Here is a 22,832-nt window from a genome sequence, read left to right as displayed (position 1 = left end):
AGATCAGTAGCAAACGCGAACCGGGCGGACGGCCCAGCCGTAGCCGTCCCAATAACGCTGACGCTGCCAGTAGCAGGGCGGGGGCGGCGGGCCGGGCTCGGCCACGTATACCGGACCGCCATAGGCCGGACGGCTCGACGCGATGGCACCGCCGACGATGGCGCCGCCGATCAGGCCAGCTGCGATGCCGACGCCGACGCCGTCACGGGCCTGAGCCGACGGAGTGGCAGTCACCAGCGAACCGGCGATCGTCGCAACCGCGAGGGCGGCAACTAAAGTCTTCTTCATGCTCTTGGCTCTCCTGAGAGATGGACGCACCTTGTTAGGAGCGTCCGGGGTTCAAAGGTTCACGCAGACTCTGATGGAATTGGCCTTGCAGCTAGGAAGCGCGCAAATGGTCAATCCGCGGTAAACGCACACGGAGCTGTGACGAGAAAAAGCGGTCTTTTTCAGGCCCCGAGATGAACGGCGCATCCGGAATGAACGGCTTGGCGCGACTCAGCCACAGACTCTGACGCGGCGGGCGCGCCACGCATAACCGTCCCAGAAGCGCTGCTTCTGCCAGACGCAGCCGTTGCCGTAATAGTCGTCGGCGACATAGCCGGGACCCGGCGCGTAATAGCGGGGCGGGTAGTAACCGGGGCCGTAGCCCGGACCATATCCGTAACCCGGACCAGGTCCGTAATTATACGGGGAGGCCAATGCGCCGCCAACAATGGCGCCGCCGATGATTCCGGCTGCCACGCCCGCAGCAACGCCGCGCTGCGCATGGGCGGGTGTACCGGCCGTCAGGGCCAGGGTGGCGACGGCAGCAATTGCCAGGAGCGACTTCTTCATTGGCTTGGACCTTTCGAACAAACACGCGGGAACTCTTTGGGGCAAGGTTCCATACTTCGTTTGAATGATCAATGAACGGCACCCTCGCCGGGGCCGACGGGATTGCGGAGACGGAGGCGGCGGCGATGGTGGTGGAGGGGCGAGGGCGACTAGGTCTGCCGCGAAATTGATCCAGCGCAACGCCCTATTTTAGAGCCGTTCTAGGCTGTTCCGGGCCAGTTTGGAATAGCTTCAAATACCGCTTTTTCCTTTTGCATCCGGACGGCCTCTTAAATATCGATGATGGCGCATCACCGAAGGGCCTGCTGCTTCCATGATCGTTTGTTCCTGTAACGTGCTAAGCGATGACGACATCCGCGCCGCCGTCGCCGAGTCCGACGACGCCATGCGCCATGCCAAGCAGGTTTATGGGTGTCTCGGCTGTAGCGCCGAATGCGGCCGCTGCGCGCGGACGATCAAGACCATCATCGACGAAGCGCTCGGCCCGTGTGCCAAGTCCTGCTGCTCCGGCTGCCCCCACAACCACACCGTGGCCGCCAACGACGAGACGGCCGGGCCCGCCCAGTTTGCCCTCGCGGCCTGCTGAAAACTTCCGCAACCTCGGCTGAGCTTTATCCCGGCTGCGTCCCCGTAGCCGGTTGCCCCCGTCCTTAAACTCATTTAGAAGCATTCTAAATTCGGTGCAGAGCCGATTTGGACGCAAGATCTGGAGTGCATCATGCAGGGCGACGCAAAAGTTATCGACTATCTCAACAAGGCACTGCGTCACGAGCTGACTGCGATCAACCAGTACTGGCTCCACTATCGCTTCCTCGACAATTGGGGGCTGCGGGACATGGCCAAGGTCTGGCGCAAGGAGTCCATCGAGGAGATGGAGCACGCCGACAAGCTCACCGAGCGCATCCTGTTCTTCGACGGCTTTCCGAACATGCAGGTGCTCGATCCCTTGCGCATCGGCCAGAACGTCAAGGAGATCATCGATTGCGATCTCGCCGCCGAGATGAGCGCGCGCGCGCTCTATCAGGAAGCGGCAACCTATTGCCACAGCGTCAAGGACTACGTCACGCGTGACCTGTTCGAGAAGCTGATGAGCGACGAGGAGCACCACATCGACTTCCTCGAGACCCAGCTAGATTTGATCGGCCGCATCGGCCTCGAACTCTACACCCAGAAGCACGTCGGCGGGCTCGAGGGCGAGGGGCATTAGTCTGGGGCGTTAGCGCTGCCACAAAATTTCATGTCGGCCTGGTTCGCAATTGCGCGCCAGGCCGGGGCGACAGTTTAGGACGCCAACTACAACTGCGTCTTGTAGAGCTCTTCCACGATCTCCTGACTCTGCGGCTCACCAAGGCCGGTCTGCTCATGGACCACCTCGACGATGCTCGGCATCACCGAGCGCGGCACCTTCTCGGATGACCACAGCTTCGAGCGCATCAGTGCCTTGCCGCAGTGGAAATAGACTTCGCCGACGGCGACGTTCAGCACCGCGCGCGGCGGCTTGCCGAATTCCACCATCGAGGCGAGCAGGTCCGGATCGGCGGACAGTGTGCCGCGGCCGCCGACGCGCAGCGTCTCGTCGATGCCGGGGACGAAGAACAACAGATGCACGAAGCCCGAGCCCTCGACGACGTTCCGAAAACTGTCGATGCGGTTGTTGCCGGAGCGATCAGGCATCAGCAGCTGGTTGGGGCCGGCGACGTGGACGAAGCCAACGCCGCCGCCGCGTGGTGAGGCATCGACGCTGCCGTCCACGCCCGATGTCGCGAGCACGCAGAACGGCGACATCTCGATGAATTTCTTCGCGTGCGTATCGATCGCGGGGCGCGCTTTCGCGATCACGCGCGGGCTCGGCTGGGCATAGATGGTGGCGAGGTCTTCGGCGCAAAGATCAGTCAACGGCGTGCCTCCGCTTCAGCTTCGCGTCAAACTATCTGATTGGACCATTTCCAGCCAATGAAATTCGGGTCTGCCGTCTGCTACACCGCATCCGCCGGCACGAAGCAGCTGATGATGATGGCGCGCTCGGGCACCTGCATCCATTGTCCCTCGATCGGCACCCAATAGGCGCCGCTGCGCACGTCGTAGTCGGTACGATGGCCGTCGGAGACGTCGCAGCAGGGCACGCCGTTCGGTGCAATCACGCTCTTGAACCAGGCGCGGATGTCGGGCGGGACGCGCGATTGTCCCGCGCGCCAATTCGTATCGTTGACCCGATTAAGCCCGAGCTGTCAGCGCATTGCATGCTCAAATAATGCGCGGCGTCAATGGTTGTTGATGCGATGCAAAATCAGCGGCGCACCGATTCAGTCGTTTGCTGCGGCACAGCTTGCAGCAATTGCTGGATTTGCTCGCTGTAGAATTTTGCGTTGCCCGTGGTGCCGTGGCCGCGCGTCTCGGTGCTCCCTGGAATCAGGTAGAGACGCCCATTCTTGACCCGCTTCATCGCAGCGTCCGTGATGCCGGTCTCGGGCGGGTTGCGCTCGTCGTCGGCAGAATTGATCAGCAGCAGCGAGGCCTCGATCTGTTCCAGCTTCTCGCCGGCATTGTAGTCATGCGAGGACTCCCACTGGTAGAGGAAGTCGTTGGCATCTGCCGCGATCGGCATGGCCAGCCGATCGTCGACGATCTTGTCGGCCTTGGCTGCCGTCGGCGCTTGCGATTGATAGGCCAGCGTGCCGCCAATGCTCGCGATGCCGTAGGCGGCGATCGCGTATTTCATCATGCGCGGCTGGCCGGTATAGTTGCCGCCATTGTAGTCGGGATCGCTGCGGATGGTGTCGAGCATGATCCGCCGCATCATCCAGTTGCGCGACGCCATCTCGGTCGGCTGCGAGGCCATCGGCACCAACGCGTCCATCACCTTCGGATATTTCTCGCCCCACATCCAGGTCTGCATGCCGCCCATCGAATTACCGATGACGAGCCGCAGGTGCTTGACCCCGAGCCCTTCCGTCACCAGCCGATACTGCGCCTCGACCATGTCGTCGTAATCGTATTTCGGAAAGCTCGTCTTCATCTCGTCGGACGGTTTTGACGATTTGCCATGGCCGATATTGTCGGGGATGATGATGTAATATTTGGAGGCATCGAGTGGCTGCCCCGCGCCGAACAGCTCACCGGCGAAGGCGGGCGACAGCATGCTCGCGCCCGAGCCGCCGGTGCCGTGCAGCACCAGCACCGGCTGGCCCGAGGGCTCGCCGACGGTGGTGTAGTGCAGCTTCAGCTCCGGCATGGTCTCGCCGGTGTGGAATTTGAAATCCCTGGCGATCCAGTTGCCCTGCTTCGGCGCCGGATAATCGGCCGCCAATGCGGATGTCGAGATGGCCGACAACGAGACGAACAACAGGATGGCTGACAGCGCCGTGCAAGAAGCTTTCATGTCGATTTCCCCATGCGGCTCATGGTCGGCGACCGCGTTGCGGCGGAACTTAGCAGAACTGTCCGGAAGGATGTAGGATTTCGCTTTCGTCGATCGTCTTCAAGGGAAGCATCAGGAGAGACTGCATGTGCCGCAACATCAAGACGCTGTTCAATTTCGAGCCGCCGGCGACGGAGGATGAGATCCACGCCAGTGCGATCCAGTTCGTGCGAAAACTGTCCGGCTTCAATAAGCCGTCGCAGGCCAATGAGGCGGCCTTCGACCGCGCCGTGGCGGAGGTATCGGAGGTCGCGCGAAAACTCCTGACGTCGCTGCACACTCATGCGCCGGCGCGCGATCGGGAAGTCGAGGCGGAAAAGGCGAAGGAACGCTCGCGGCTGCGTTTCGGTTAGGCGGCCTCGAACGTCATTCCGTGATCTGCCTCACGGTGAAAGCGGATTCAACGCGCGATGATATTCGCCGGGCTTTTGACACCTCGGAGCACGACCATGAGCCGCCCCCTTCTTCCGCTGAAAGCAGGTGCCATCGTTTTCACGCTGCTGTGGACCGCGTGGATGACTTGGTGGAGCGGCTCGTCCTCGAGCGCGAGCATCGTAGTCCTCGCCTTCTGCGGCGCAGCAGTCGGCTATCTCTGGTACCGCGCGATGCGCTGGCAGTTCAAGCGCATGGGCATGCTGCCGCGACGCGAGAACGGGACGAAATAGATTCGTCTGTCAGTCCTTGTGGCCGTGCTTCTTCTTTTTCTTCTTCTTCCTGTGATCATCGCCTTCGCTGCCGTCGTCCCCGTCATCGAGGGGCACGTCGTCGACCTCCTGCACGGCGGCCTCCAGCGCCTCGCGCTCGGCAGCTTCATGCTCGCGCTGGCGGCGGCGTTCGTCCCAGGCGTCGAAAAGCTGATCGAGCCACGGCAACACTTGTTCGATCGACGGCAATTGGCCCGGAGGCCCGGCTTCACCACGCGGGCCCTGCGGGCCGGCAGGACCTTGTGGGCCAGCTGATCGCTGCGCTCCGGCTGCCCCGCGCGCGCCGGCTTCGCCCTGCTTGCCTTGCGGGCCGGGCTTGCCCAGCGGTCCGGCCTTTCCGATCGGGCCCGGCTTGCCCTCTGGCCCGGGCTTGCCGCGCGTGCCGTCCCGTCCCCGCTTGCCTGGATGACCCTGTGGTCCCGGCCGTCCCGGCTCGCCCTGACGTCCGCGCGGTCCCTGCCGTTTTTGTTCGTCTGCCACGCCACTGCTCCCTCTGCGGAAGCCAGCTACTTAGCGGCCTTTGACGGCAGCGGCAATTCCGCCCGGCATTGCGCAGGGTTTGATCAACATCAATCGGCTGCACGTCACGCGCTAGTCGTGATAGGCAGGGACCTCGATGCCGGAGGCGGCATAGATCCTGATCTTGTTGCGCAACGTGCGCACCGACAGGCCAAGCACGCGCGACGCGCGCGTCCGGTTGCCGTCGCAGCGCGCGAGTGTCTGGAGCACGAGCTCACGCTCGACCTCGTCGACGGTCGCGCCGATCAGCAGCGGAACGATCTGGTTCGGGGCAAGGAATTGCGCGCCCGGTTCGGACGTAGCGACATGAACAGTGGCCATCAAAACACCTCCCGATCGACGCCCGCTTCCATCTTTGGAAGCGGATCGAGAACCAACGACCCCCAAGCCGTAGATCTACGGTGGGCGGGTTTGGTTAATGAAAGGTTAACCGCGGGCGATCGCACCAATTGACCTCAGGATTGCCGCGAAGGCGCCGCGATTGGCGCGAGATGCATCGTGATGCGGGCCTATCTCGCCCCGCTCACACCTTCCGGTATCCGCCGTCCACCATCACGATCGTTCCCGTCACGTAGGCCGACATATCCGACGCGAGGAAGATCGCGGGGCCTACGATGTCCTCGGGCTTGCCGGTGCGCGCCAGCGGGGTGTGATCGACGAAGGCCTGCACCAGCGCCGGATTCGTCGCGCGCACATTGGCGTTGATGTTGGTCTCGATGAAGCCCGGCCCGATCGCATTGACGCTCACGCCCTCCTTGCCGAGCTCGACCGCGAGCGCCTTGGTGAAGCCGAGCACGCCGTGCTTCGAGGTGGTGTAGGCCGCCGAACTCGGCGTGCGCAGATGCACGAAGGACTGGATCGAGCCGATATTGACGATGCGACCCTTAGCTGCGCGCAACGGGCTGAGGAACGCCTGCGTCATGTTGAAGACGCCGTTGAGGTTGAGCGAGATGATGTCGTTCCAGTCCTTCGCCACTGTCTCCGGCTCCGCGGTGAAGGCGTTGCGGCGGGTGATGCCGGCATTGTTGACGAGGATCGAGACCTGCCCAACCTTGTCGGCGACCTGCTTGGCGAGCGCAAAACAGTCGTCGCGTTTGGTCACGTCGAGCGCAAAGCTCTCGGACTTGCCGCCGGCCTTGCGGATTCCCTCGGCGGCTGCCGCGACCGTGTCGGCGTTGACGTCGAGCAGCACGATCCGCGCGCCTTCGCGTGCGTAGCCTTCCGCGATTGCCCGGCCAATGCCGGAACCGGCGCCCGTGACGACGGCGATATGGTTAGCGAGCAATGCCATGACAATTTCCTCCCGATTTCGCTTCTAAGTTTCATGAAAGGCTAACCCGAAATTAAGGGGTCGGAAACGGCGGCCTTGGCATACTGATCTTCATTGCTAAACGTTGCGCGCATGATGGAACGGCTTGAATCCTGGAAACTGGCACTCGAACGCCTGCGGTCGTCGCAAGGCGCCGATTGGGCCGAGGCGGGCCGGCTCGTCGCCGAGATCGTGCGGATGAGCACCGATACCATGCTGCGGCTGGCGGCCGAGCAGGCGCTTCCGGTGCTGCGCCAGGCCGTAGACAATGACGATCACAGCGTCACGCTGGCGGCCCAGCGCCGCATCGGCGTGGTCCTCGAGGTCGTTCATGATCTCACCGCGCCGCGCTTCGGCCGCCGCAACGCCATGCCGAAAAAACTGTCCAGCGAGGATCGCGCCCGCAAGGTGCTCGGCCTGCCGCTCGCCGTGCAGCTCACCTGCGAGGACATCAACCAGGCCTATCGCCGCGCGGCCAAGGGCATGCACCCCGACCAGGGCGGCAGCGCCGAAGCCTTCATCGACCTCGCCGCCGCGCGCGATGTCCTGATCCATCCCCGCGCGTACAAGGACGTGTGAGAGCTCAGCTCTTGTTCACGCAACTCCGATAGGGCGCGGCTTCGCCCGCTACGATCGGGCAGAGCTCGATCGGGCTGAGTGGCGCAAACGCGCCTGCCAGCGGTCGTCGTTCACCGGCGGCTCGTCGCTTTCGGGGCCGCGCTCGGCCCACTGGATGGTGTAATAGTCGGTCGTGCCCTTGAGCGTGACCAGGAGTGCGGTTTCGCTGTGCCGGGTCGGGCCGCTGTCGACGCGGCCGCAGCCGATCACGGCGACGAAACCTTCGAAGCGGCCGAACGTGGTGGTGCCGAGCGGCCTTGCCGCAAAGCTGTCGGGGCAGGCGGATTTGAAACTGCTTGCGATCGACCCCGCGAATTTCTCCGGCGATGAACCTGGAGTGAGCGTCATACCCTTCTCGCCTGTCACGGTGATCATCTCGGTCCAGCGTTCCGGCGTCTCGCCCTTCAGCACCGCCTCGCGGATGTAGTGGCCGCCCGCGGTGTTCTCGAACACCGCGGAAAAATTCGACGGCATCGCGAAGCTGACCAGCTGGCCGAAGATTGGCGAGATCACGCGAAAGGATTGCGGGGCCTGCGCGTACGCCGTTGCAGCGAGCAGGAACGATGCGGCGAGAATCGTTGCTGTCGCCGGTGCGCGCATCGATTGGCTCCAAAGCCACGAGGTGAAAAAACGAGCGGGCAAGGATGCTAGCATCGCATCCTTGCAGGGGAGGGGTGGTGCGAGACACGCTTTTTGGGGCGCGTCCCGGACAAGATGTGAGTAGTTCCGCCAGGAGGCCAGGTTCAAAGCGCGTGCGCGGAAAATGCGTGACCTCGGCCGAAAACCAGCGGCGCGTCCAAAAGGAAAAGGGCGGACCGCTTGCGCAATCCGCCCTCAAAATATGATCTGTCGCGTAAGGCCTAGAGCGTGCAGCGGCGCTCGGCGCGCAGCTTGATCTGCAGGTCCGAGGCGGCCGTGAAGGTCGGGAGCGGCTTGCTGACGACCTTGTAGGTCGAGACACCCCACTGGAACGGCTTGTACTTGAGGTCCTCGTTCCAGACCTGGCAGATGCCGGTGTTGTCCCAGCGGATCACGTAATAGCCGACCGCGGCAGAGGCCGGCACGGCGAACACGGAGGTGGCGATGCCGGCAACGGCACAGAGGGCGAGAACGCGACGCATGAAATATCTCCTGATGGGAACGTGAGAAGGAAACTGGTGCGGCAAATCTGCGCGGCTGGCAAGCGGGGCGGCGACCGTTCACGGATATGTCAGCCGTTCGTCGGCTGTTCGGTCGACCCTTATTCCTTGACTGTCGCTTGATTACCCCTTGGCCAGCGACGCCACCGCCTCGATCTCGATCAGCATCTTCGGATCGGGCAGCGCCTGGACCACGCAGGTGGTGCGGGCGGGGTAGGGTGGTGGGCCGAAGGCGCCGGCGTAGAGCGCGTTCATGGCGGCGACGTCGGAGGCGCGGGTCAGGAGCACGTTGACCTTGACGAGATCGCGGACGCCGGCGCCGGCCTCCTCCAGCACGCGCTTGATGTTGACGACGACGTTGGCGAACTGCGCCTCGAAGGCGTCGGGCAGCGCGCCGCCGGCGTCGAAGCCGGGAATGCCGGAGACGAACAGGAGATCACCGGCGCGCGTGGCAAAGGACAGCGGCGGCGCCTTGACGTGCGGCGGGGGTGCGAAATGCTGGATCGGCATGGATCACCTCGGATGGACGGCTGGAGGCGGTAAGCGTAGCGGCAGGTCGGGCCCGCTCCAACAAAAAACGCGAAAACAACCCCATGCACAGTAGGCATCAAGCAGAAATCGTTGATCTTTTTTGTTTTCGGGAAAAGCAAAATATTCATTTGCTCCGTCGGGCAAAACAGGGGCAGAATGGCATCATGGCAGTGGTGCCTGGTCGCGCCAAACTCCGCCGTCATGCCCCGGCTCGACCGGGGCATCCAGTACGCCGCGGCGTCTCGGTATCCCACCGCGATCTCTGGAATACTGGATCGTCCGGTCAAGCCGGACGATGACAGTTGAGCGTGTGCTACAGACCGCGATTCACGCCCACCCCATCATGTTGCCGCCGCGATGCATCGGATACATTCGCCGCGTCTGATTCGATTCCCTCTTTGAAAAATAGCCCCCGGAGACACCCATGAAGATCGCATCCGCCTTCCGCGCCGCGCTGCTCGGCATTGCCGCGCTTGCCGGCCTCTCGACCTCGGCGCTGGCCGACGGCGGCACCGTGGTGCTGACGATCTACAAGGCGGGCTGGATCATCGGCGGGTCCGGCGGCTCGGGCGTGCTGAGCTTCCGCGGCCGCTCCTATTCGCTCTCGACCGGCGGGCTCGATTACGGCCTGGTCTTCGGCGGCTCCAAAACCGTGCTGCGCGGCCGCGTCTCCAACATCAACCGGCCCTCCGACATCGCCGGCGTCTACGGCGCCGCCGGTGCCGGCATCGCAGTGGGCCGCGGCGCGCGTGCGATCGTGCTGTCCAACCAGAAGGGCGCCGTGCTCGAGCTGTCCGGCACACAGGTAGGCCTGATGGCGAATGCGGATCTGAGCGGGCTCGCGATCACGATGCGGTAGGGCATGTAGAGGGGGCAAAGGCGCGCAAGCACCGTGCCCCTCATTGCGGTGTTAGACCCTCATGGTGAGGAGGCGCGTAGCGCCGTCTCGAACCATGCGGGCCCGTCTCGCCCGCGGCCATCCTTCGAGACGATCGCTTCGCGATCTCCTCAGGATGAGGTCTGTGGTTGCGGCGTTACCGCCGCATGAATCCGCCCGCAATGCGCGACGAGGTTTTCATGCGCATCGACGAACGCCTTCAGCGGTGTCGCGATCGGGAAGTAATAGATGTTGGCGATGAAGCCGTAGATGCCGGCATCGACGCTGGTCGGCGCCTGGCCGTGCACGAAGCCGGTCGCCGGCACGATCTCGGCCAGCACCTGCAGATCGGCGAGCCCCCGCGCGTAAGCCTGCTCGGGCGTATAGCGGCCGATGCCCTGGAAATGATAGCGCTGCGAATTATACGCCTTCGCCTTCTCGAATCCTGTCGCGTCGATCTGCTTGTGCTGCGCGATGAAGGCGTCGCGAAACGCCGGATAATAGCGCTCGTCCTTCCAGCGCGAATACGACATCACCCAGTAGAGATCGTCGAGCATGCGCGTGACGAGATGATTGGTCCGCCTCTGCTCCGCAGTTAGCGCTGCATCGATGGTGAGGCGGTACTTCGCGATCGCGTGCGCGATGATGGTCTCGCTGTCGCCGATCGTCTCGCCGTCATCCACGATATAGGGCAGCTGCCCGCGCGGCGCGGCGGAGGCGTCGAACACGTGCTCATGCACGAACGGCACGCCCGCGAGCCTCAGGAAGGCATAGACCTTGAGGCCGTAGCCGTTATTGTCGGCGACGCCGAACAGGTCTGGATAGGAATAGAGGGTCAGCATGGGATGCTCCTCGAGCTGAAGTCGTATCGCCGCAGTGACGGGCTTGCAACAGTCCCGCGCTTTGTGCGCCGCCTCCTTCGGCGGACGATGGCATCGTCGCCGGTTTGTCCCCGACAACGCCGCCACGGATCGCTATACTCCGGATCCTGCTGGCCTCGGCAAGATGGGGATCCCTATGGCGAGAGACTTGGAAGGCAAGGTTGCGGCCGTGACCGGCGCTGCGTCGGGCATCGGATTGGCCAGCACCGAGGCGATGTTGGCCGCGGGCGCGCGCGTGGTGATGGTCGACCGCGACGAGGCCGCGCTGAAGGCGCTCGGCGACAAGCATGGCGACGCAGTGATCCCGCTGCTGGTCGACCTGCTGGACCCAAAGGATTGCGCAACGCTGCTGCCGCGCGTTCTGGAGAAGGCCGGCCAGCTCGACATCCTGCATGCGAATGCCGGCACCTATGTCGGCGGCGATCTGGTCGATGCCGACACCATGGCGATCGACCGGATGCTGAACCTGAATGTCAACGTCGTGATGAAGAACGTGCACGACGTGCTGCCGCACATGATCGCGCGCCGGACCGGCGACATCATCGTCACGAGTTCGCTGGCGGCGCATTTTCCGACGCCATGGGAGCCGGTCTATGCGTGCGTCGTCCAAATGGGCGATCAACTGCTTTGTCCAGACGGTGCGGCGCCAGGTCTTCAAGCACGGCATCCGCGTCGGCTCGATCTCGCCCGGTCCGGTCGTCAGCGCCCTGCTCGCGGACTGGCCGCCGGAGAAGCTGAAGGAAGCCAGGGAATCGGGAAGCCTGCTGAAAGCCAGCGAAGTGGCTGACGTCGTGATGTTCATGTTGACGCGGCCGCGCGGCATGACAATTCGTGACGTGGTGATGCTGCCGACCAATTTCGATCTCTAGGGTGCTAACCGCCCCTACGAACCCTTCGATGCGGCGATGAAAACCGCCAACTGGGCGTCGAAAGCGCGCCTGAAGGCCGGCCGCGTTTCGCCGCGGGCGACATAGGCGGCGATATCTGGATATTCGTCCAGCAGGCCCGATGCGTTCAACCGGCGCAGCACGGTCACCATCATGAGATCTCCGGCGCTGAACGCGCCGTCGAGCCAATCGGCATCGCCGAGGCGACGGGACAATTCGCCGAGCCTGATACGAACGCGATCCTGCAGCATAGGCAGGCGCTCCTCGTACCAGCTCTTGTCGCGCTCGAACAGCATGGCCATCCCGAGATCGACGATCGGCGGCTCCAGCGTGCTCAGCGCGGCAAACATCCACGCGATCGCGCGCGCCCGGGCGTTGGCGTCGTCAGGCAGCAGCCCGGCATGGCGCTCGGCGACATGGAGCACGATCGCGCCGGACTCGAAGAGCGTGAGATCGCCGTCCTCATAGGTCGGGATCTGTCCGAACGGATGCAGCGCGCGATGCGCCGGCGCCTTCATGTCCCTGAACGAAACCAGACGGACGTCGTAAGGCTGGCCGACCTCCTCGAGCGCCCAGCGCACGCGCATGTCGCGCGCCTGTCCCCTGCCGCGATCGGGCGAGCTTTCGAAGGCGGTGATGATGGGGGGCATTTGGCGGGCTCCGGGGTGGTGTCGCGTTGTGTCCAGAGGACGATTGGCGGGGACGGTTTCCGACAGACTATCTGGATTTCCTGGGGCGTATGCGAAGCCAGATCCTCATGGTGAGGAGGCGCGCAGCGCCGTCTCCGGACGATGCTTCGCATCGCTCGGAGAACCATGCAGGGTCGCATCTCGCCCGCGGCGATCCTTCGAGACGCCTGCTTCGCAGGCTCCTCAGGATGAGGTCGGCGGGTGTGAGTGATGCGGTAGCAGCCGACCCGGCCGCGGCGGTCGTACACCTTTCGTCATTGCGAGCGGAGCGAAGCAATCCAGAGCCTGTTCGCGGCGGCAGTCTGGATTGCTTCGCTTCGTTCGCAATGACGGTTGCGGTCATACTGCGATCATTTGAACGAGCCAGCACGTGCCGGGGGGCATTGCGGATTCCGGATTGCCCAATAGGATACGCGAAACTGCTCACGAGGATTGCGAGATGGCAATCAACAAGGACAAGATCGACGACGCCGCGCTGGCCCTGCTCTATCTGACCCTGCACGGTCAGTATCGGGCATGGAAGGGATTCGATTGGGATGTGCTCGACCGTCTTCATGAAAAGGGCATGATTGACGATCCCGTCGGCAAGGTGAAGTCGGTGGTGTTCACGCCTGAGGGACTTGAACGCGCGAAGACACTGTTCAAGGAGTTATTCGAGGAGTAATGCCGTGTCGCCGCGCATGCTGGACAATTTCGAATGGCCCAAGCCCGATGGAGCGCCGGACGAGGCCATTTTTCGCAACGTCCGCAATCATGGCTGCCATATCGTCGGCATTCCGGACGCCAATCCGCCGTTTGCATTTTCAATCGGCCTCTTTCTGAACTACGGCCACCCCGAGCTGATCATCTTCGGCCAGCGCTCGGAGAACGCGCAGGCGATCATCAATCTTGTTCGCGATCGCGTGGCGGAGGGGCACACATTCGTCGACGGCGATATCTGCGGTGATCTTCTGGAGAACGATTACAAGCTCGGCTTCTGGCAAGTGCCGTTCAAGGCTTACCCCGAATATCTCGGCACGGCGGTCTGGTTCTACTCCAACTCCCGGCTCGCATTCCCCTGCCTCCAGATCATCTGGCAGGACGTCAATCGACACTTCCCCTGGGAGGCGGAATGCAGAGCAGATGTCAAAGAGGATCAGCCGTTGTTGAAGAAGACGGTTTCTTGACGTCTCGCGCTACGCTCCTGAGGCGCAAGCGGCACCCCTCATGGTGAGGAGGCGCGCAGCGCCGTCTCGAACCATGCAGGCCCGCATCTCGCCCGCGGCGATCCTTCGAGACGCCTGCTTCGCAGGCTCCTCAGGATGAGGTCGGTGGGTGTTGAGCGTCCGGCAAACCGAGCCACGCCGCAAGCTCGCGCCACGGCTCCAGCGTCCAGTGACCGGACGCTGCACCCGACGGTGAGGCGAGCACGAATATCTCCGGCAAGCTCCCGTCGGCTTGCTGCCGTCCAAGTGAGATTACGCTCGACGACCTGCCATAAAACAAGCTCGCAGCCTTCTTGCTCGTGAACGCAATCGTCCTCGGCCGATACTTTTCGATCTTGGCCCTGAATCCCGGCACGTCGATCGACGCGGCCTCGATCTGGTGATCCATCCCGGCGCCAGACTTGGAGAGATCGGTGAAGCCGATCCCGAGGTCAAGCAGCGCCGCGAACTCGCCCGGCTGATAGCGCCGCGGCGTGATCCCGGCCTCATGAATCGCGCGCCAGAAGCGGTTGCCAGGATGGGCGTAGTAGTGCCCGAGGCCGGCCGACCGCGTGCTGGCGGCGGTGCCGACGAAGACGAGGCGGAGGTTTTCGCGAAGTTGGTCGGGGAGGCGGTACAGGGTGTGCTCGGGCACGTCAGACATCCAGGCAGTAGCCCGAATGAGCGCTCCGGGCTCTTTCAGTCTATCGATCCATTCGCCGCTTTGGCCATGGAAAGCACCTTTCTGCTCTCAAGGTTATGAGGCGTCCGTTGTGGTTTCAAGTATCGTGCCGGTCCCACCCAAATTCTCAAGCTGCACACCTAGATGGATGCCATCAGAAATGAAGCCGAGCTCTCGCCCGGCTTCGTTTCCGATGGATGCCCGAGCAAGCCCGGGCATGACGAGCGCAGAGCTCACAACACCCGATTGCTCTCCTTCACCTTCTCCGCATCCAGATACAAGTTCTCGCCCATCTCCTTGAACTTCGCGCTCATCTTGGCCATGCCGTCCTCGGCGGTCCCGCTCATCGACATCCCCACACCGTTCGGATCGTTCAGCGTCGCCGCATAATCCCGCACGTCCTGGGTGATCTTCATCGAGCAGAATTTTGGGCCGCACATCGAGCAGAAATGCGCGACCTTGTGGGCTTCCTTCGGCAGGGTCTCGTCGTGGAAGTTTTTCGCGGTCTCGGGGTCGAGGCCGAGGTTGAACTGGTCGCTCCAGCGGAAGTCGAAACGGGCGCGGGAGAGGGCGTCGTCGCGCAGCTGTGCGGCCGGGTGGCCCTTGGCGAGATCGGACGCGTGGGCGGCGATCTTGTAGGTGATGACGCCGACCTTGACGTCGTTACGGTCGGGCAGGCCGAGATGCTCCTTCGGCGTGACGTAGCAGAGCATGGCGCAGCCGAACCAGCCGATCATGGCCGCACCGATGCCCGAGGTGATGTGGTCGTAGCCCGGCGCGATGTCGGTGGTCAGGGGCCCGAGGGTGTAGAACGGCGCTTCGCCGCACTCCTTGAGCTGCTTGTCCATGTTGATCTTGATCTTGTGCATCGGCACGTGGCCGGGGCCTTCAATCATGACCTGGCAACCCTTGTCCCACGCGATCTTGGTCAGCTCGCCGAGCGTCTCCAGTTCGGCGAACTGCGCGCGGTCGTTGGCATCGGCGATCGAGCCGGGACGCAGGCCGTCGCCGAGCGAGAACGAGACGTCATACTTGCGCATGAGGTCGCAGATCTCGTCGAAATGGGTGTAGAGGAAGCTTTCCTTGTGATGCGCCAGGCACCACTTCGCCATGATCGAGCCGCCGCGCGACACGATGCCGGTGACGCGGTTGGCGGTGAGGTGGATGTACTGCAGGCGCACGCCGGCGTGGATGGTGAAATAGTCGACGCCCTGCTCGCACTGCTCGATCAGCGTGTCCTTGTAGAGCTCCCAGGTTAGCTTGACCGGATCGCCGTCGCACTTCTCCAGCGCCTGATAAATCGGAACGGTGCCGATCGGCACCGGGGCGTTGCGCAAGATCCATTCGCGGGTGGTGTGGATGTTGCGGCCCGTGGAGAGGTCCATCACGGTGTCGGCGCCCCAGCGGATCGCCCACACCATCTTCTCGACCTCTTCCTCGACCGACGAAGTCACTGCCGAGTTGCCGATATTGGCGTTGATCTTGGTCAGGAAGTTGCGGCCGATGATCATCGGCTCGAGCTCGCTGTGGTTGATGTTGCAGGGAATGATGGCGCGGCCGCGCGCGATCTCGCTGCGGACGAACTCCGGCGTGATGAAGGCGGGGACCTCTGCGCCGAAGCTCTCGCCGTCGGCAAGCGCTGCCTCGGCGCGCCCGAGCTGCTCCTTGCGGCCGAGATTTTCACGCGCCGCGACGTAGATCATCTCCTTGGTGATGATGCCGGCGCGGGCGAATTCGAGCTGCGTGATCATGTTGCCGTCGAGGCCGCGCAGCGGCTGGTGATAGGCGGAGAAGGCACGCGCGGCCTTGTCGGTGGAGACGCTGCCATTGTCCTCCGGCTTGATCTGCCGGCCCTGATATTCCTCGACGCCGCCGCGCTCCAGCACCCAGGCCTTGCGGCCGCGCGCGAGACCGGCGTTGACGTCGATGGTCACGCTTGGGTCGGTGTAGGGGCCCGAGGTGTCGTAGACCGGCAGGTTCGGCTCGCCGGCGCCCTCAGAGAGGATGATCTCGCGCAAGGGCACGCGGATATCAGGCGCGGCATCGGGCGAGGCGAAGATTTTTCGCGACGAGGGCAGCGGGCCGGTGGTGACGGCGGGGATGGTTTTTTCAGGGTTGGAGCGGATGTTCATGGGATCCTCCTTTGAATATGATTTTGCGTCGTCGCGTGCTGTTCGTCATCCTGAGGTGCGAGCACCTGCGAGCCTCGAAGGATGGAGCCGGGCCGTCGCCCTTCGAGGGCCGCTGAAGAAGCGGCCACCTCCAGCGACAACGGCTCCGCCGTTGCGCAGGGGTGACGGGGAAAAGTCTGAGCGAGGCTCATCACGCCGCCTCCGCGGACAGGCCGAGCCATTGCCGCACCCGCGCATCGGGGTCGGCATTTTGCGTCACGTCGCTGACGACGGCGATGGAATCCGCGCCTGTCGCAAAGATCTCTGCGGCATGCTCGAACTTGATGCCGCCGATCGCGACCAGCGGGATGGGGCCGATGCGCTTCTTCCACTCCGTGATCTTTGGAATGCCCTGCGGTTCGAAGCGCATCGACTTCAGCGTGGTGAAGAAGATCGGGCCCAGCGCGACATAATCGGGTTTGGCGGCGAGCGCGATCTCAAGCTCCGCCTCGTCATGGGTGGAGACGCCGAGCGACAGGCCGGCCTCGCGGACGGATTTGAGGTCGGCGTCCGCAAGATCCTCCTGGCCGAGATGCAGGTATTTTGCACCAGCGACGATCGCCGCGCGCCAGTAATCGTTCACGACCAGCTTGGCTTGCGTGCCGTTCGTGATCGCCAGCGCGTCGGTGACGATTTGCAGCGACTGCGAATCGTCGAGATCTTTCGCGCGCAGCTGGATGGTGCCGACGCCGAGCTTGGTCAGGCGCTCGACCCAGGCGAGGCTGTCGACGACGGGATAGAACGGATCAGGATACGGCATGCCAGAACGGGGTCCCAACGACAGGGGTGGAGGGGGAGGCGAAATCGCGGGCGTTCATCAGCCCGGCTTCGTATGCAGTGCGGCCGGCCTCGACGCCGAGGCGGAAGGCGTTGGCCATGGCGACGGGATCGGCGGCTTTTGCGATGGCGGTGTTGAGCAGCACGGCGTCGTAGCCGAGCTCGAGCGCCTCGGCCGCGTGCGACGGCGCGCCGATGCCGGCGTCGACCACCAGCGTGATATCGGGCAGCCGCTCGCGCATCAGTTTTAGCGCATCGCGGTTGGTGATGCCTTTTGCGCTGCCGATCGGCGCGGCCCACGGCATCACCACCTTGCAGCCGGCATCGACCAGCCGGTTCGCGACCGAAAGATCCTCGGTGCAATAGGGGAACACCTCAAAGCCGTCCTTGATCAGGATGGTGGCGGCCTCGACCAGGCCGACGACGTCGGGCTGCAGCGTATCGTTGTCGGCGATCACTTCGAGCTTGATCCAGGACGTCGCAAACAATTCGCGCGCGAGCCTTGCCGTCGTCACCGCTTCGCGCACGCTGCGGCAGCCGGCGGTGTTCGGCAGCACTGTCACGTCGAGCTCGCGGATCAGCTTCCAGAACGCATCGCCGCTCTTGCCGCCGGCGGATTCGCGCCGCAGCGACACCGTGACGATGTCCGAGCCGGAGGCGCGGATCGCCGACTGCATGATCGCAGGCGAAGGATAGAGCGCGCTGCCGATCAGCAGGCGGGAGGCGAAAATTTTGCCGTAGAAGGTCACCATGTGGGAGGTGTCTCCTCGATTGACCCTGTCATCCCCGCGAAGGCGGGGATCCAGTACGCCGCGGCCGCGCGGCTGGAACCGAGACGTCGCGGCGTACTGGATCGCCCGATCAAGCCGGGCGATGACAGCGGAGTGTTTAGCGAGCGCATCCCCATTATCCTCCCTGCCGGGGCGTGATGATCTCGATCTCGTCGCCGGCTTTAAGATGGGTCTCGGCCCAGCGGCTTTTCGGCACGACGTCGTAGTTCAGCGCGATCGCGAAATGGGTGCCCTCGTAGTCGAGCTCGCTCAGCAGCGCGTCGACGCTGGCCGAGTTTATCTCGCGATGTTCGCCGTTAACGATCACAAGCATTGGACGATCACGCACATTGCATCACCTCATTGTCGATCTGGCCGCGCTCGATATAGGCGAGCGTCAGTTCGGCCAGAACAGGTGCGATCAGGAAGCCGTGGCGGTAGAGCCCGTTCACACTGATCTTGCCGCCGCGAATGCCGATCCGCGGCAGATTGTCGGGGAAAGCCGGACGAAGGCCGGAACCGAATTCGACGATGCGGGCCTCGCCGAAGGCGGGATGCACGGCATAGGCCGCGCCGAGCAACTCCAGCGCCGAGCGCACGCTGACGCCGGTGTCCTCGGCCTCGATCGAGGTCGCGCCCAGCATGAACAGATTGTCCTCGCGCGGGATCACGTAGAGCGGCCAGCGCGGATGGATCAGCCGCACCGGGCGCGCAAGCTGCACCTCGTCCGTCTCGATCAGGATCATCTCGCCCTTGACGCCGCGCAAGTCAGGCTGATCGTCGCGTGCAGAAAGGCCGCGGCAGTCGATCACGATGCCGTCGAGATCCCCGGCGGAAACGTCGCTGTCGAACTTGATGGTGCCGCCGGCGGCGCGGATGCGCTCGTGCAGCTTCGGCAGCACGCGGCGCGGCTCGACATGGCCTTCGGTCGGAAAGAACAGCGCGCCGCGGAAGCGGCCTTCGAGCGACGGCTCGAGCTGGGCAAGACTGGCGGCATCGAGCCGGCGATGGCCCTCGGTCATCCGGGCAAAGCGCTCAAAATCGTTGCGCTCGCGCGGATGGGCGACGACCAGCGAGCCGTTGAAGGGGGTGTCAGGCAGCTCGCGCCGCCAGATGGCGAGCGAGCGCAGGCCGAGCCTGGAGATGATCGGCTCGGAAACTTCCGCCTCGCAATAAGGCGCGAGCATGCCGCCGGCCCAATGGCTGGTGGCATCGGTCATTTCGGCGTCACCGCGCTCGTGCAAGGTGACCGCGTGGCCGGCCTGCGCGAACAACAAGGCCTGCCAGGCGCCCGCAATGCCTGCGCCGATGATGGATATCGAAGAATCCGGTCGTTTGGTCGTCTGCAACATCCCTGTCCCTTCGCCGGCATGACCCGGATCAGGTTCAAAGGGTCACCGCGGTCCTGGGCCGGTTGGCCCATTTAGCGGTATCTCAGCTCCTCCTCGGAGCACCCCTCGGAACGGCTCTAATGTATGCCAGTGACGGGCTGTGTCAACGCGTTTGGCGGGAACTCCTCGTGCTCCGAACGCGGCGCAGCACGCAGTGATGCGCTGCTGAGCCGGGGCCCATTGCTGTGGGAGTAGGCTGGGTCCCGGCTCTGCGCAGCAGCGTTGCACGCTGCAGCGCGTCCGGGAGACGGAGAGCTACCTGGGCGCCTGCGCCCGGGCGTTGCCGACGCGCTGGGCGAGCTTTCGGTGCGGCACGGTGCCGAACATCGGCTGCGGATTGCCGTTCGGCTCGAGCCAAGGGTCGCCCGTATTGGCGACCTGGCCGACCTCCTGCCGCTGCCGCTTTGCGACATAGTAATAGCCGCCCGCGAAATAACGCACGGCTCGGGCGTGATCGCCATTGGCGGCGTGATAGGCGCCGGCGAGGTATTTGACGGCATAGGTGAGGTTGGTGTTGGGATCGCGCAGGCCTGCGGCATCGCCGGTGTAGCCGACACCGCGGGCGGTCGCGAGCTTGATCTGCATCAGCCCGATGGTGCCGCCATGACCGACCAGGCCGGGCTGATAGCGGCTCTCGCGCATGATCACGCGGTGCACCAGCGCTTCCGGCACGCCGTTGGCGCGCGCATGGGCCGCGACCATCTCGGCGTACTCCGCTTCGCCCGCGAATGCGGCCTGCGGCAACGTCAGTCCGGCCGCGAGAAGCGCGGCAATACGTAAAATTTTCATCAGATGTCCCCCGAGGTCCTTGGGTAACCTGCACTGGAACCGTTAGGACTCTTGAACGCGGCGATGATGTGGCGAAACGCCGCCGATTACGATTTTGCAGCGCAGAGCCGTCATTCCGACGCAAGACCGGCATAGGGGTTGTCAGGCAGACGAAGCCGCCATTCGCGACAGCGGGCCTGTCTATTCGCGTGCGGGCGCGAAAGCGAGTATGAGAGCGGCGCAAATCGGGAGAGGTGCCATGACAAAAGCAAACATGGTGAAGGCACACATCGGAGACATCCCCAGACATAATCCCTGTGCCCAATGCGGCACGCCGATCCCGCAACCGGACTGGATCGAGGCGGGCGAGGGGCGCATCTCATATCTCTGGAATTGCAGCGCCTGCGGCTATCGTTTCGAGGCGATGGCAATCTTTGACGAGATGGAAGTCGAGCACCCGCCGCTCGCGGCGTAAGGTTACGCGGCCAGCCGCGGCTGTTGCCACACCGGCAATTGCATCCGCACGATCAGCCCGTGCGGTTCGCGGTCATGCAGCGACAGCTCGCCGCCATGGGCGACCGCGATCGCCCGGGCGATCGACAGGCCGAGCCCGAAGCCGGTGGAATCGTCCATGGTGCGCGCATCGTCGCCGCGCACGAACGGCTCCAGCATCTCCTGCTTGCGCGCGTCCGAAATGCCGGGACCGTCGTCCTCGACGTCGATGACGAGTATGGTGCCCGATATGTCGAGGCGGATCGTCACTTCGGCGCCGAAGCGCACGGCGTTCTCGACGAGATTGGTGACGCCGCGATGCAGATCATCGGGCCGCGCCGCGGCGGTCGCAGATAGCGGGCCGTCATAGTGCACGACATGGCCCATGTCGCCGAACTGGTCGGCGATGAGCTGCAGCGTGCTCGCGATGTCGACCAGCGTCACCGCCTCGACCTTGCGGTCGTTGCGCAGGAGCGACAGCACGGATTCCAGCATCGAGCGCATCTGGTCGAGATCGATCAGCATGCGCTTGCGGTTGCCTTCGTCCTCGATGAACTCGGCGCGCAGGCGCAGCCGCGTGATCGGTGTGCGCAAATCGTGGCTGATCGCCGCGAGCATCTTGGTGCGGTCCGACATCAGCCGCGCGATCCGCTCGTGCATGCGGTTCAGCGCGCGCGCGACCGAGCGGATCTCCTCCGGGCCGCGCTCGGGCAGGGGGGCGGCCGCGCCGTCGAGGCTGAAGCTTTCGGCCGCCTTTGCAAACGATGACAGCGGCGCGGCGAGCGCATGGGCGGCCCATACGCCAAGCAGCGTCACGCTGATCACGGCAGATAGCAGCGTCGAAATCCAGGGATTGCCCCAGAACCAGCCCGGCCGTCCCCGCTCAATATGGCCGGCGATGGTTGTGCCGTCAGGCAGCTGGATGCCGATCCGGGACGAGCCGCCGTTCGGAGCCAGCGTGACGATCTTGTAGCCCTCACCGAGATGGCGGCGCATGCCGTGCAAATGCGGGCCTTCGCTGTCGCCGCTGGGCGTCACGGAGCCGGGCGCGATCGCTTCGACCCGCAGATCCGGAAAGGCGCGCGCGATGTCGGCGAGAAGGCGCGGCCGCTCGCTCGCGTCGGCCGCGGACAGCAGCAGCGCGGCATTCGCCAGTTCATGCTCGCTGTCCGGCGGCGCCACCGCGCGGTCCGGCCGCGTAATCAGAAAACCCGCCGTGATGATGAGATGAAGCGCGACGATCGACACCACGACGAGCGCGGCGATCTGGCCGCTGATGCTCCTGAGATGGAAAAATCCCAAAAGCCGCATGTCAGATGCTCAAGGCTGCCGCGACCGCTTCTGTTCTTGCCGTTTCAGTGTTTACCGCTTCAGGTCTTACCGCTTCAGTTCTTGGCGTGAACAGATAGCCGCCGGAGCGCACCGTCTTGATGATGGTCGGATCGGCCGGGTTGGGCTCGATCTTGCGGCGAATGCGGCTGACCAGCACGTCGATCGAGCGTTCGAACGAGCCGGCGTTGCGCCCCTGCGTGAGGTCGAGCAGACTGTCGCGCGACAGCACGCGACCGGGCCGCTCGCAGAACGTCCGCAGCAGATCGAACTCGGCGCTGGTCACCGCGACGCGCGCGCCTTCGGGATTGCGCAGCTCGCGCAAGCGCAGATCGATCCGCCAGCCCTCGAAGGCGAGCGTGCTGGCGCCTTCGATCGAGCTTGCGGCTTGTGCGGACGCCTGGCGGCGCAGCACCGCGTTGATGCGGGCGAGCAGCTCACGCGGGTTGAACGGCTTCGCCAGATAGTCGTCCGCGCCCATCTCGAGGCCGACGATGCGGTCGATGTCCTCGCCGCGTGCGGTCAGCATGATGATCGGCGTCTGCGCCTCCGCGCGCACCTTGCGGCACAGGCTGAGGCCGTCCTCGCCGGGCAGCATGACGTCGAGGATGATGAGGTCGACGCGGTGATCGGCCATGGCGCGCGACATCTCGCGGCCGTCGCTCACGGCGGTGACGTTGCAGGCGTTGTTGCGCAGGTATTTCGCAATCAACGTCCGGGTTTCGCGGTCGTCTTCGACGACCAGGATGTTGGGATTGGGAATGGCCATGCGCTTTGTTTGTCCAAGATTCGGGCCAAAAGGCGAAGATTTTTGTTTCAGTTTGTTTCCACGGCCTTTGCCGCAACACCACGACATCAC

30 protein-coding genes, 2 pseudogenes and 1 riboswitch are annotated in these 22,832 nt (G+C 64.0%); of the genes and pseudogenes, 10 read left to right on the top strand and 22 right to left on the bottom strand.

Going from position 1 to position 22,832, the window contains the following annotated elements; translation table 11 throughout:
• Nucleotides 1–3: 3 nt before the first annotated feature.
• Both IVB27_RS07900 and IVB27_RS07895 read right to left on the bottom strand, forming a co-directional pair.
• Nucleotides 4–288, bottom strand: a complete 285-nt coding sequence (locus IVB27_RS07900) for a hypothetical protein (protein WP_247442699.1) — start codon at nucleotides 286–288, stop codon at nucleotides 4–6.
• 210 nt (nucleotides 289–498) lie between these two features.
• On the bottom strand, nucleotides 499–837 hold the full coding sequence (locus IVB27_RS07895; protein WP_247442698.1) for a hypothetical protein: 339 nt from the start codon (nucleotides 835–837) through the stop codon (nucleotides 499–501).
• Nucleotides 838–1,150: 313 nt separating this feature from the next.
• Here IVB27_RS07895 and IVB27_RS07890 point away from each other — a divergent pair, with 313 nt between their 5' ends.
• Nucleotides 1,151–1,423 carry a (2Fe-2S)-binding protein gene (locus IVB27_RS07890; protein ID WP_247347821.1) on the top strand — a complete coding sequence of 91 codons (273 nt, stop codon included), beginning with the start codon at nucleotides 1,151–1,153 and terminating at the stop codon, nucleotides 1,421–1,423.
• 132 nt (nucleotides 1,424–1,555) lie between these two features.
• Nucleotides 1,556–2,044, top strand: coding sequence for a bacterioferritin (gene bfr / locus IVB27_RS07885; protein ID WP_247347820.1), 489 nt, complete (start codon nucleotides 1,556–1,558; stop codon nucleotides 2,042–2,044).
• Between the two features lie 86 nt (nucleotides 2,045–2,130).
• Here bfr and IVB27_RS07880 read toward each other — a convergent pair whose 3' ends face one another.
• From IVB27_RS07880 to IVB27_RS07870, 3 genes and pseudogenes are all read right to left on the bottom strand, one after another.
• The gene (locus IVB27_RS07880) at nucleotides 2,131–2,733 is read right to left on the bottom strand and encodes an MSMEG_1061 family FMN-dependent PPOX-type flavoprotein (RefSeq protein ID WP_247442697.1); all 603 of its coding nucleotides are present in this window, start codon (nucleotides 2,731–2,733) and stop codon (nucleotides 2,131–2,133) included.
• 80 nt (nucleotides 2,734–2,813) lie between these two features.
• A pseudogene (locus tag IVB27_RS07875) lies at nucleotides 2,814–3,011 on the bottom strand (hypothetical protein); the annotation flags it as partial.
• A gap of 113 nt (nucleotides 3,012–3,124) precedes the next feature.
• Nucleotides 3,125–4,216, bottom strand: a complete 1,092-nt coding sequence (locus tag IVB27_RS07870) for an alpha/beta fold hydrolase (protein WP_247442694.1) — start codon at nucleotides 4,214–4,216, stop codon at nucleotides 3,125–3,127.
• Nucleotides 4,217–4,341: 125 nt separating this feature from the next.
• Between IVB27_RS07870 and IVB27_RS07865 the strand changes: the two genes are divergently transcribed.
• The gene (locus IVB27_RS07865) at nucleotides 4,342–4,608 is read left to right on the top strand and encodes a DUF2277 domain-containing protein (RefSeq protein ID WP_092021683.1); all 267 of its coding nucleotides are present in this window, start codon (nucleotides 4,342–4,344) and stop codon (nucleotides 4,606–4,608) included.
• 96 nt (nucleotides 4,609–4,704) lie between these two features.
• The gene (locus IVB27_RS07860) at nucleotides 4,705–4,920 is read left to right on the top strand and encodes a hypothetical protein (protein WP_247442692.1); all 216 of its coding nucleotides are present in this window, start codon (nucleotides 4,705–4,707) and stop codon (nucleotides 4,918–4,920) included.
• Between the two features lie 9 nt (nucleotides 4,921–4,929).
• Here IVB27_RS07860 and IVB27_RS07855 read toward each other — a convergent pair whose 3' ends face one another.
• From IVB27_RS07855 to IVB27_RS07845, 3 genes are all read right to left on the bottom strand, one after another.
• A complete protein-coding gene (locus tag IVB27_RS07855; protein ID WP_247442690.1) occupies nucleotides 4,930–5,439 on the bottom strand; it encodes a collagen-like domain-containing protein in 510 nt (169 codons plus the stop codon).
• Nucleotides 5,440–5,550: 111 nt separating this feature from the next.
• Nucleotides 5,551–5,799, bottom strand: a complete 249-nt coding sequence (locus tag IVB27_RS07850; RefSeq protein WP_247442688.1) for a helix-turn-helix domain-containing protein — start codon at nucleotides 5,797–5,799, stop codon at nucleotides 5,551–5,553.
• Between the two features lie 202 nt (nucleotides 5,800–6,001).
• Entirely contained in the window at nucleotides 6,002–6,769 is a 768-nt protein-coding gene (locus tag IVB27_RS07845) for an SDR family NAD(P)-dependent oxidoreductase (RefSeq protein WP_247442687.1), read from the bottom strand.
• A gap of 111 nt (nucleotides 6,770–6,880) precedes the next feature.
• Between IVB27_RS07845 and IVB27_RS07840 the strand changes: the two genes are divergently transcribed.
• Nucleotides 6,881–7,366 (top strand): J domain-containing protein, encoded by a 486-nt coding sequence (locus IVB27_RS07840; RefSeq protein WP_247442685.1) that lies wholly within the window; start codon nucleotides 6,881–6,883, stop codon nucleotides 7,364–7,366.
• A gap of 48 nt (nucleotides 7,367–7,414) precedes the next feature.
• Here IVB27_RS07840 and IVB27_RS07835 read toward each other — a convergent pair whose 3' ends face one another.
• The 3 genes from IVB27_RS07835 to IVB27_RS07825 form a co-directional block, all read right to left on the bottom strand.
• Nucleotides 7,415–8,005: a hypothetical protein gene (locus IVB27_RS07835; protein ID WP_247442683.1), complete on the bottom strand. Its 591-nt coding sequence runs from the start codon at nucleotides 8,003–8,005 to the stop codon at nucleotides 7,415–7,417.
• 260 nt (nucleotides 8,006–8,265) lie between these two features.
• Nucleotides 8,266–8,526, bottom strand: a complete 261-nt coding sequence (locus IVB27_RS07830) for a hypothetical protein (RefSeq protein ID WP_247347810.1) — start codon at nucleotides 8,524–8,526, stop codon at nucleotides 8,266–8,268.
• 141 nt (nucleotides 8,527–8,667) lie between these two features.
• The gene (locus IVB27_RS07825) at nucleotides 8,668–9,054 is read right to left on the bottom strand and encodes a RidA family protein (protein ID WP_247442682.1); all 387 of its coding nucleotides are present in this window, start codon (nucleotides 9,052–9,054) and stop codon (nucleotides 8,668–8,670) included.
• A 445-nt stretch (nucleotides 9,055–9,499) separates the two neighbouring features.
• Between IVB27_RS07825 and IVB27_RS07820 the strand changes: the two genes are divergently transcribed.
• Nucleotides 9,500–9,934: a hypothetical protein gene (locus tag IVB27_RS07820; RefSeq protein WP_247442680.1), complete on the top strand. Its 435-nt coding sequence runs from the start codon at nucleotides 9,500–9,502 to the stop codon at nucleotides 9,932–9,934.
• Nucleotides 9,935–10,083: 149 nt separating this feature from the next.
• Here IVB27_RS07820 and IVB27_RS07815 read toward each other — a convergent pair whose 3' ends face one another.
• The gene (locus IVB27_RS07815) at nucleotides 10,084–10,794 is read right to left on the bottom strand and encodes a glutathione S-transferase family protein (protein ID WP_247442678.1); all 711 of its coding nucleotides are present in this window, start codon (nucleotides 10,792–10,794) and stop codon (nucleotides 10,084–10,086) included.
• 175 nt (nucleotides 10,795–10,969) lie between these two features.
• On the opposite strand from IVB27_RS07815, the pseudogene IVB27_RS07810 reads away from it, so the two are divergent.
• Nucleotides 10,970–11,702, top strand: a pseudogene (locus IVB27_RS07810) (SDR family oxidoreductase).
• A 14-nt stretch (nucleotides 11,703–11,716) separates the two neighbouring features.
• On the opposite strand, the gene IVB27_RS07805 reads toward IVB27_RS07810, so the two are convergent.
• The gene (locus IVB27_RS07805) at nucleotides 11,717–12,370 is read right to left on the bottom strand and encodes a glutathione S-transferase family protein (RefSeq protein ID WP_247442677.1); all 654 of its coding nucleotides are present in this window, start codon (nucleotides 12,368–12,370) and stop codon (nucleotides 11,717–11,719) included.
• A 478-nt stretch (nucleotides 12,371–12,848) separates the two neighbouring features.
• On the opposite strand from IVB27_RS07805, the gene IVB27_RS07800 reads away from it, so the two are divergent.
• On the top strand, nucleotides 12,849–13,073 hold the full coding sequence (locus IVB27_RS07800) for a DUF6429 family protein (RefSeq protein WP_247442672.1): 225 nt from the start codon (nucleotides 12,849–12,851) through the stop codon (nucleotides 13,071–13,073).
• 4 nt (nucleotides 13,074–13,077) lie between these two features.
• A complete protein-coding gene (locus IVB27_RS07795; RefSeq protein WP_247442669.1) occupies nucleotides 13,078–13,575 on the top strand; it encodes a DUF4262 domain-containing protein in 498 nt (165 codons plus the stop codon).
• Between the two features lie 130 nt (nucleotides 13,576–13,705).
• Here the strand turns inward: IVB27_RS07795 and IVB27_RS07790 are convergent, their stop codons facing one another.
• From IVB27_RS07790 to IVB27_RS07760, 7 genes are all read right to left on the bottom strand, one after another.
• The gene (locus tag IVB27_RS07790) at nucleotides 13,706–14,257 is read right to left on the bottom strand and encodes a mismatch-specific DNA-glycosylase (protein ID WP_249811262.1); all 552 of its coding nucleotides are present in this window, start codon (nucleotides 14,255–14,257) and stop codon (nucleotides 13,706–13,708) included.
• Between the two features lie 251 nt (nucleotides 14,258–14,508).
• Complete coding sequence (gene thiC, locus IVB27_RS07785; protein WP_247442665.1) at nucleotides 14,509–16,407, bottom strand: phosphomethylpyrimidine synthase ThiC; 1,899 nt, start codon at nucleotides 16,405–16,407, stop codon at nucleotides 14,509–14,511.
• A 190-nt stretch (nucleotides 16,408–16,597) separates the two neighbouring features.
• Nucleotides 16,598–17,206, bottom strand: a complete 609-nt coding sequence (locus IVB27_RS07780; protein ID WP_247442663.1) for a thiamine phosphate synthase — start codon at nucleotides 17,204–17,206, stop codon at nucleotides 16,598–16,600.
• Nucleotides 17,193–17,975 carry a thiazole synthase gene (locus IVB27_RS07775; protein ID WP_247442662.1) on the bottom strand — a complete coding sequence of 261 codons (783 nt, stop codon included), beginning with the start codon at nucleotides 17,973–17,975 and terminating at the stop codon, nucleotides 17,193–17,195. The genes IVB27_RS07780 and IVB27_RS07775 overlap by 14 nt, the downstream gene beginning before the upstream one ends.
• A gap of 154 nt (nucleotides 17,976–18,129) precedes the next feature.
• Nucleotides 18,130–18,327: a sulfur carrier protein ThiS gene (gene thiS, locus IVB27_RS07770; protein ID WP_247442660.1), complete on the bottom strand. Its 198-nt coding sequence runs from the start codon at nucleotides 18,325–18,327 to the stop codon at nucleotides 18,130–18,132.
• 7 nt (nucleotides 18,328–18,334) lie between these two features.
• Complete coding sequence (locus tag IVB27_RS07765; protein WP_247442659.1) at nucleotides 18,335–19,345, bottom strand: FAD-dependent oxidoreductase; 1,011 nt, start codon at nucleotides 19,343–19,345, stop codon at nucleotides 18,335–18,337.
• A riboswitch (TPP riboswitch) is annotated at nucleotides 19,333–19,461 on the bottom strand. It overlaps the preceding gene by 13 nt.
• Before the next feature lie 178 nt (nucleotides 19,462–19,639).
• Complete coding sequence (locus IVB27_RS07760) at nucleotides 19,640–20,173, bottom strand: lytic transglycosylase domain-containing protein (protein ID WP_247442656.1); 534 nt, start codon at nucleotides 20,171–20,173, stop codon at nucleotides 19,640–19,642.
• A 238-nt stretch (nucleotides 20,174–20,411) separates the two neighbouring features.
• On the opposite strand from IVB27_RS07760, the gene IVB27_RS07755 reads away from it, so the two are divergent.
• Nucleotides 20,412–20,627 carry a hypothetical protein gene (locus IVB27_RS07755; protein ID WP_247442655.1) on the top strand — a complete coding sequence of 72 codons (216 nt, stop codon included), beginning with the start codon at nucleotides 20,412–20,414 and terminating at the stop codon, nucleotides 20,625–20,627.
• 2 nt (nucleotides 20,628–20,629) lie between these two features.
• On the opposite strand, the gene IVB27_RS07750 is transcribed toward IVB27_RS07755, so the two are convergent.
• Together IVB27_RS07750 and IVB27_RS07745 are read right to left on the bottom strand one after the other, a co-directional pair.
• Nucleotides 20,630–21,955, bottom strand: coding sequence for an ATP-binding protein (locus IVB27_RS07750; protein WP_247442654.1), 1,326 nt, complete (start codon nucleotides 21,953–21,955; stop codon nucleotides 20,630–20,632).
• A gap of 1 nt (nucleotide 21,956) precedes the next feature.
• On the bottom strand, nucleotides 21,957–22,742 hold the full coding sequence (locus IVB27_RS07745; protein ID WP_247442653.1) for a response regulator: 786 nt from the start codon (nucleotides 22,740–22,742) through the stop codon (nucleotides 21,957–21,959).
• Nucleotides 22,743–22,832 lie beyond the last annotated feature (90 nt).

It is taken from the genome of Bradyrhizobium sp. 197, assembly GCF_023073375.1.
GTDB lineage: Bacteria > Pseudomonadota > Alphaproteobacteria > Rhizobiales > Xanthobacteraceae > Bradyrhizobium.
This window is presented reverse-complemented; position numbering and strand designations above follow the sequence as displayed.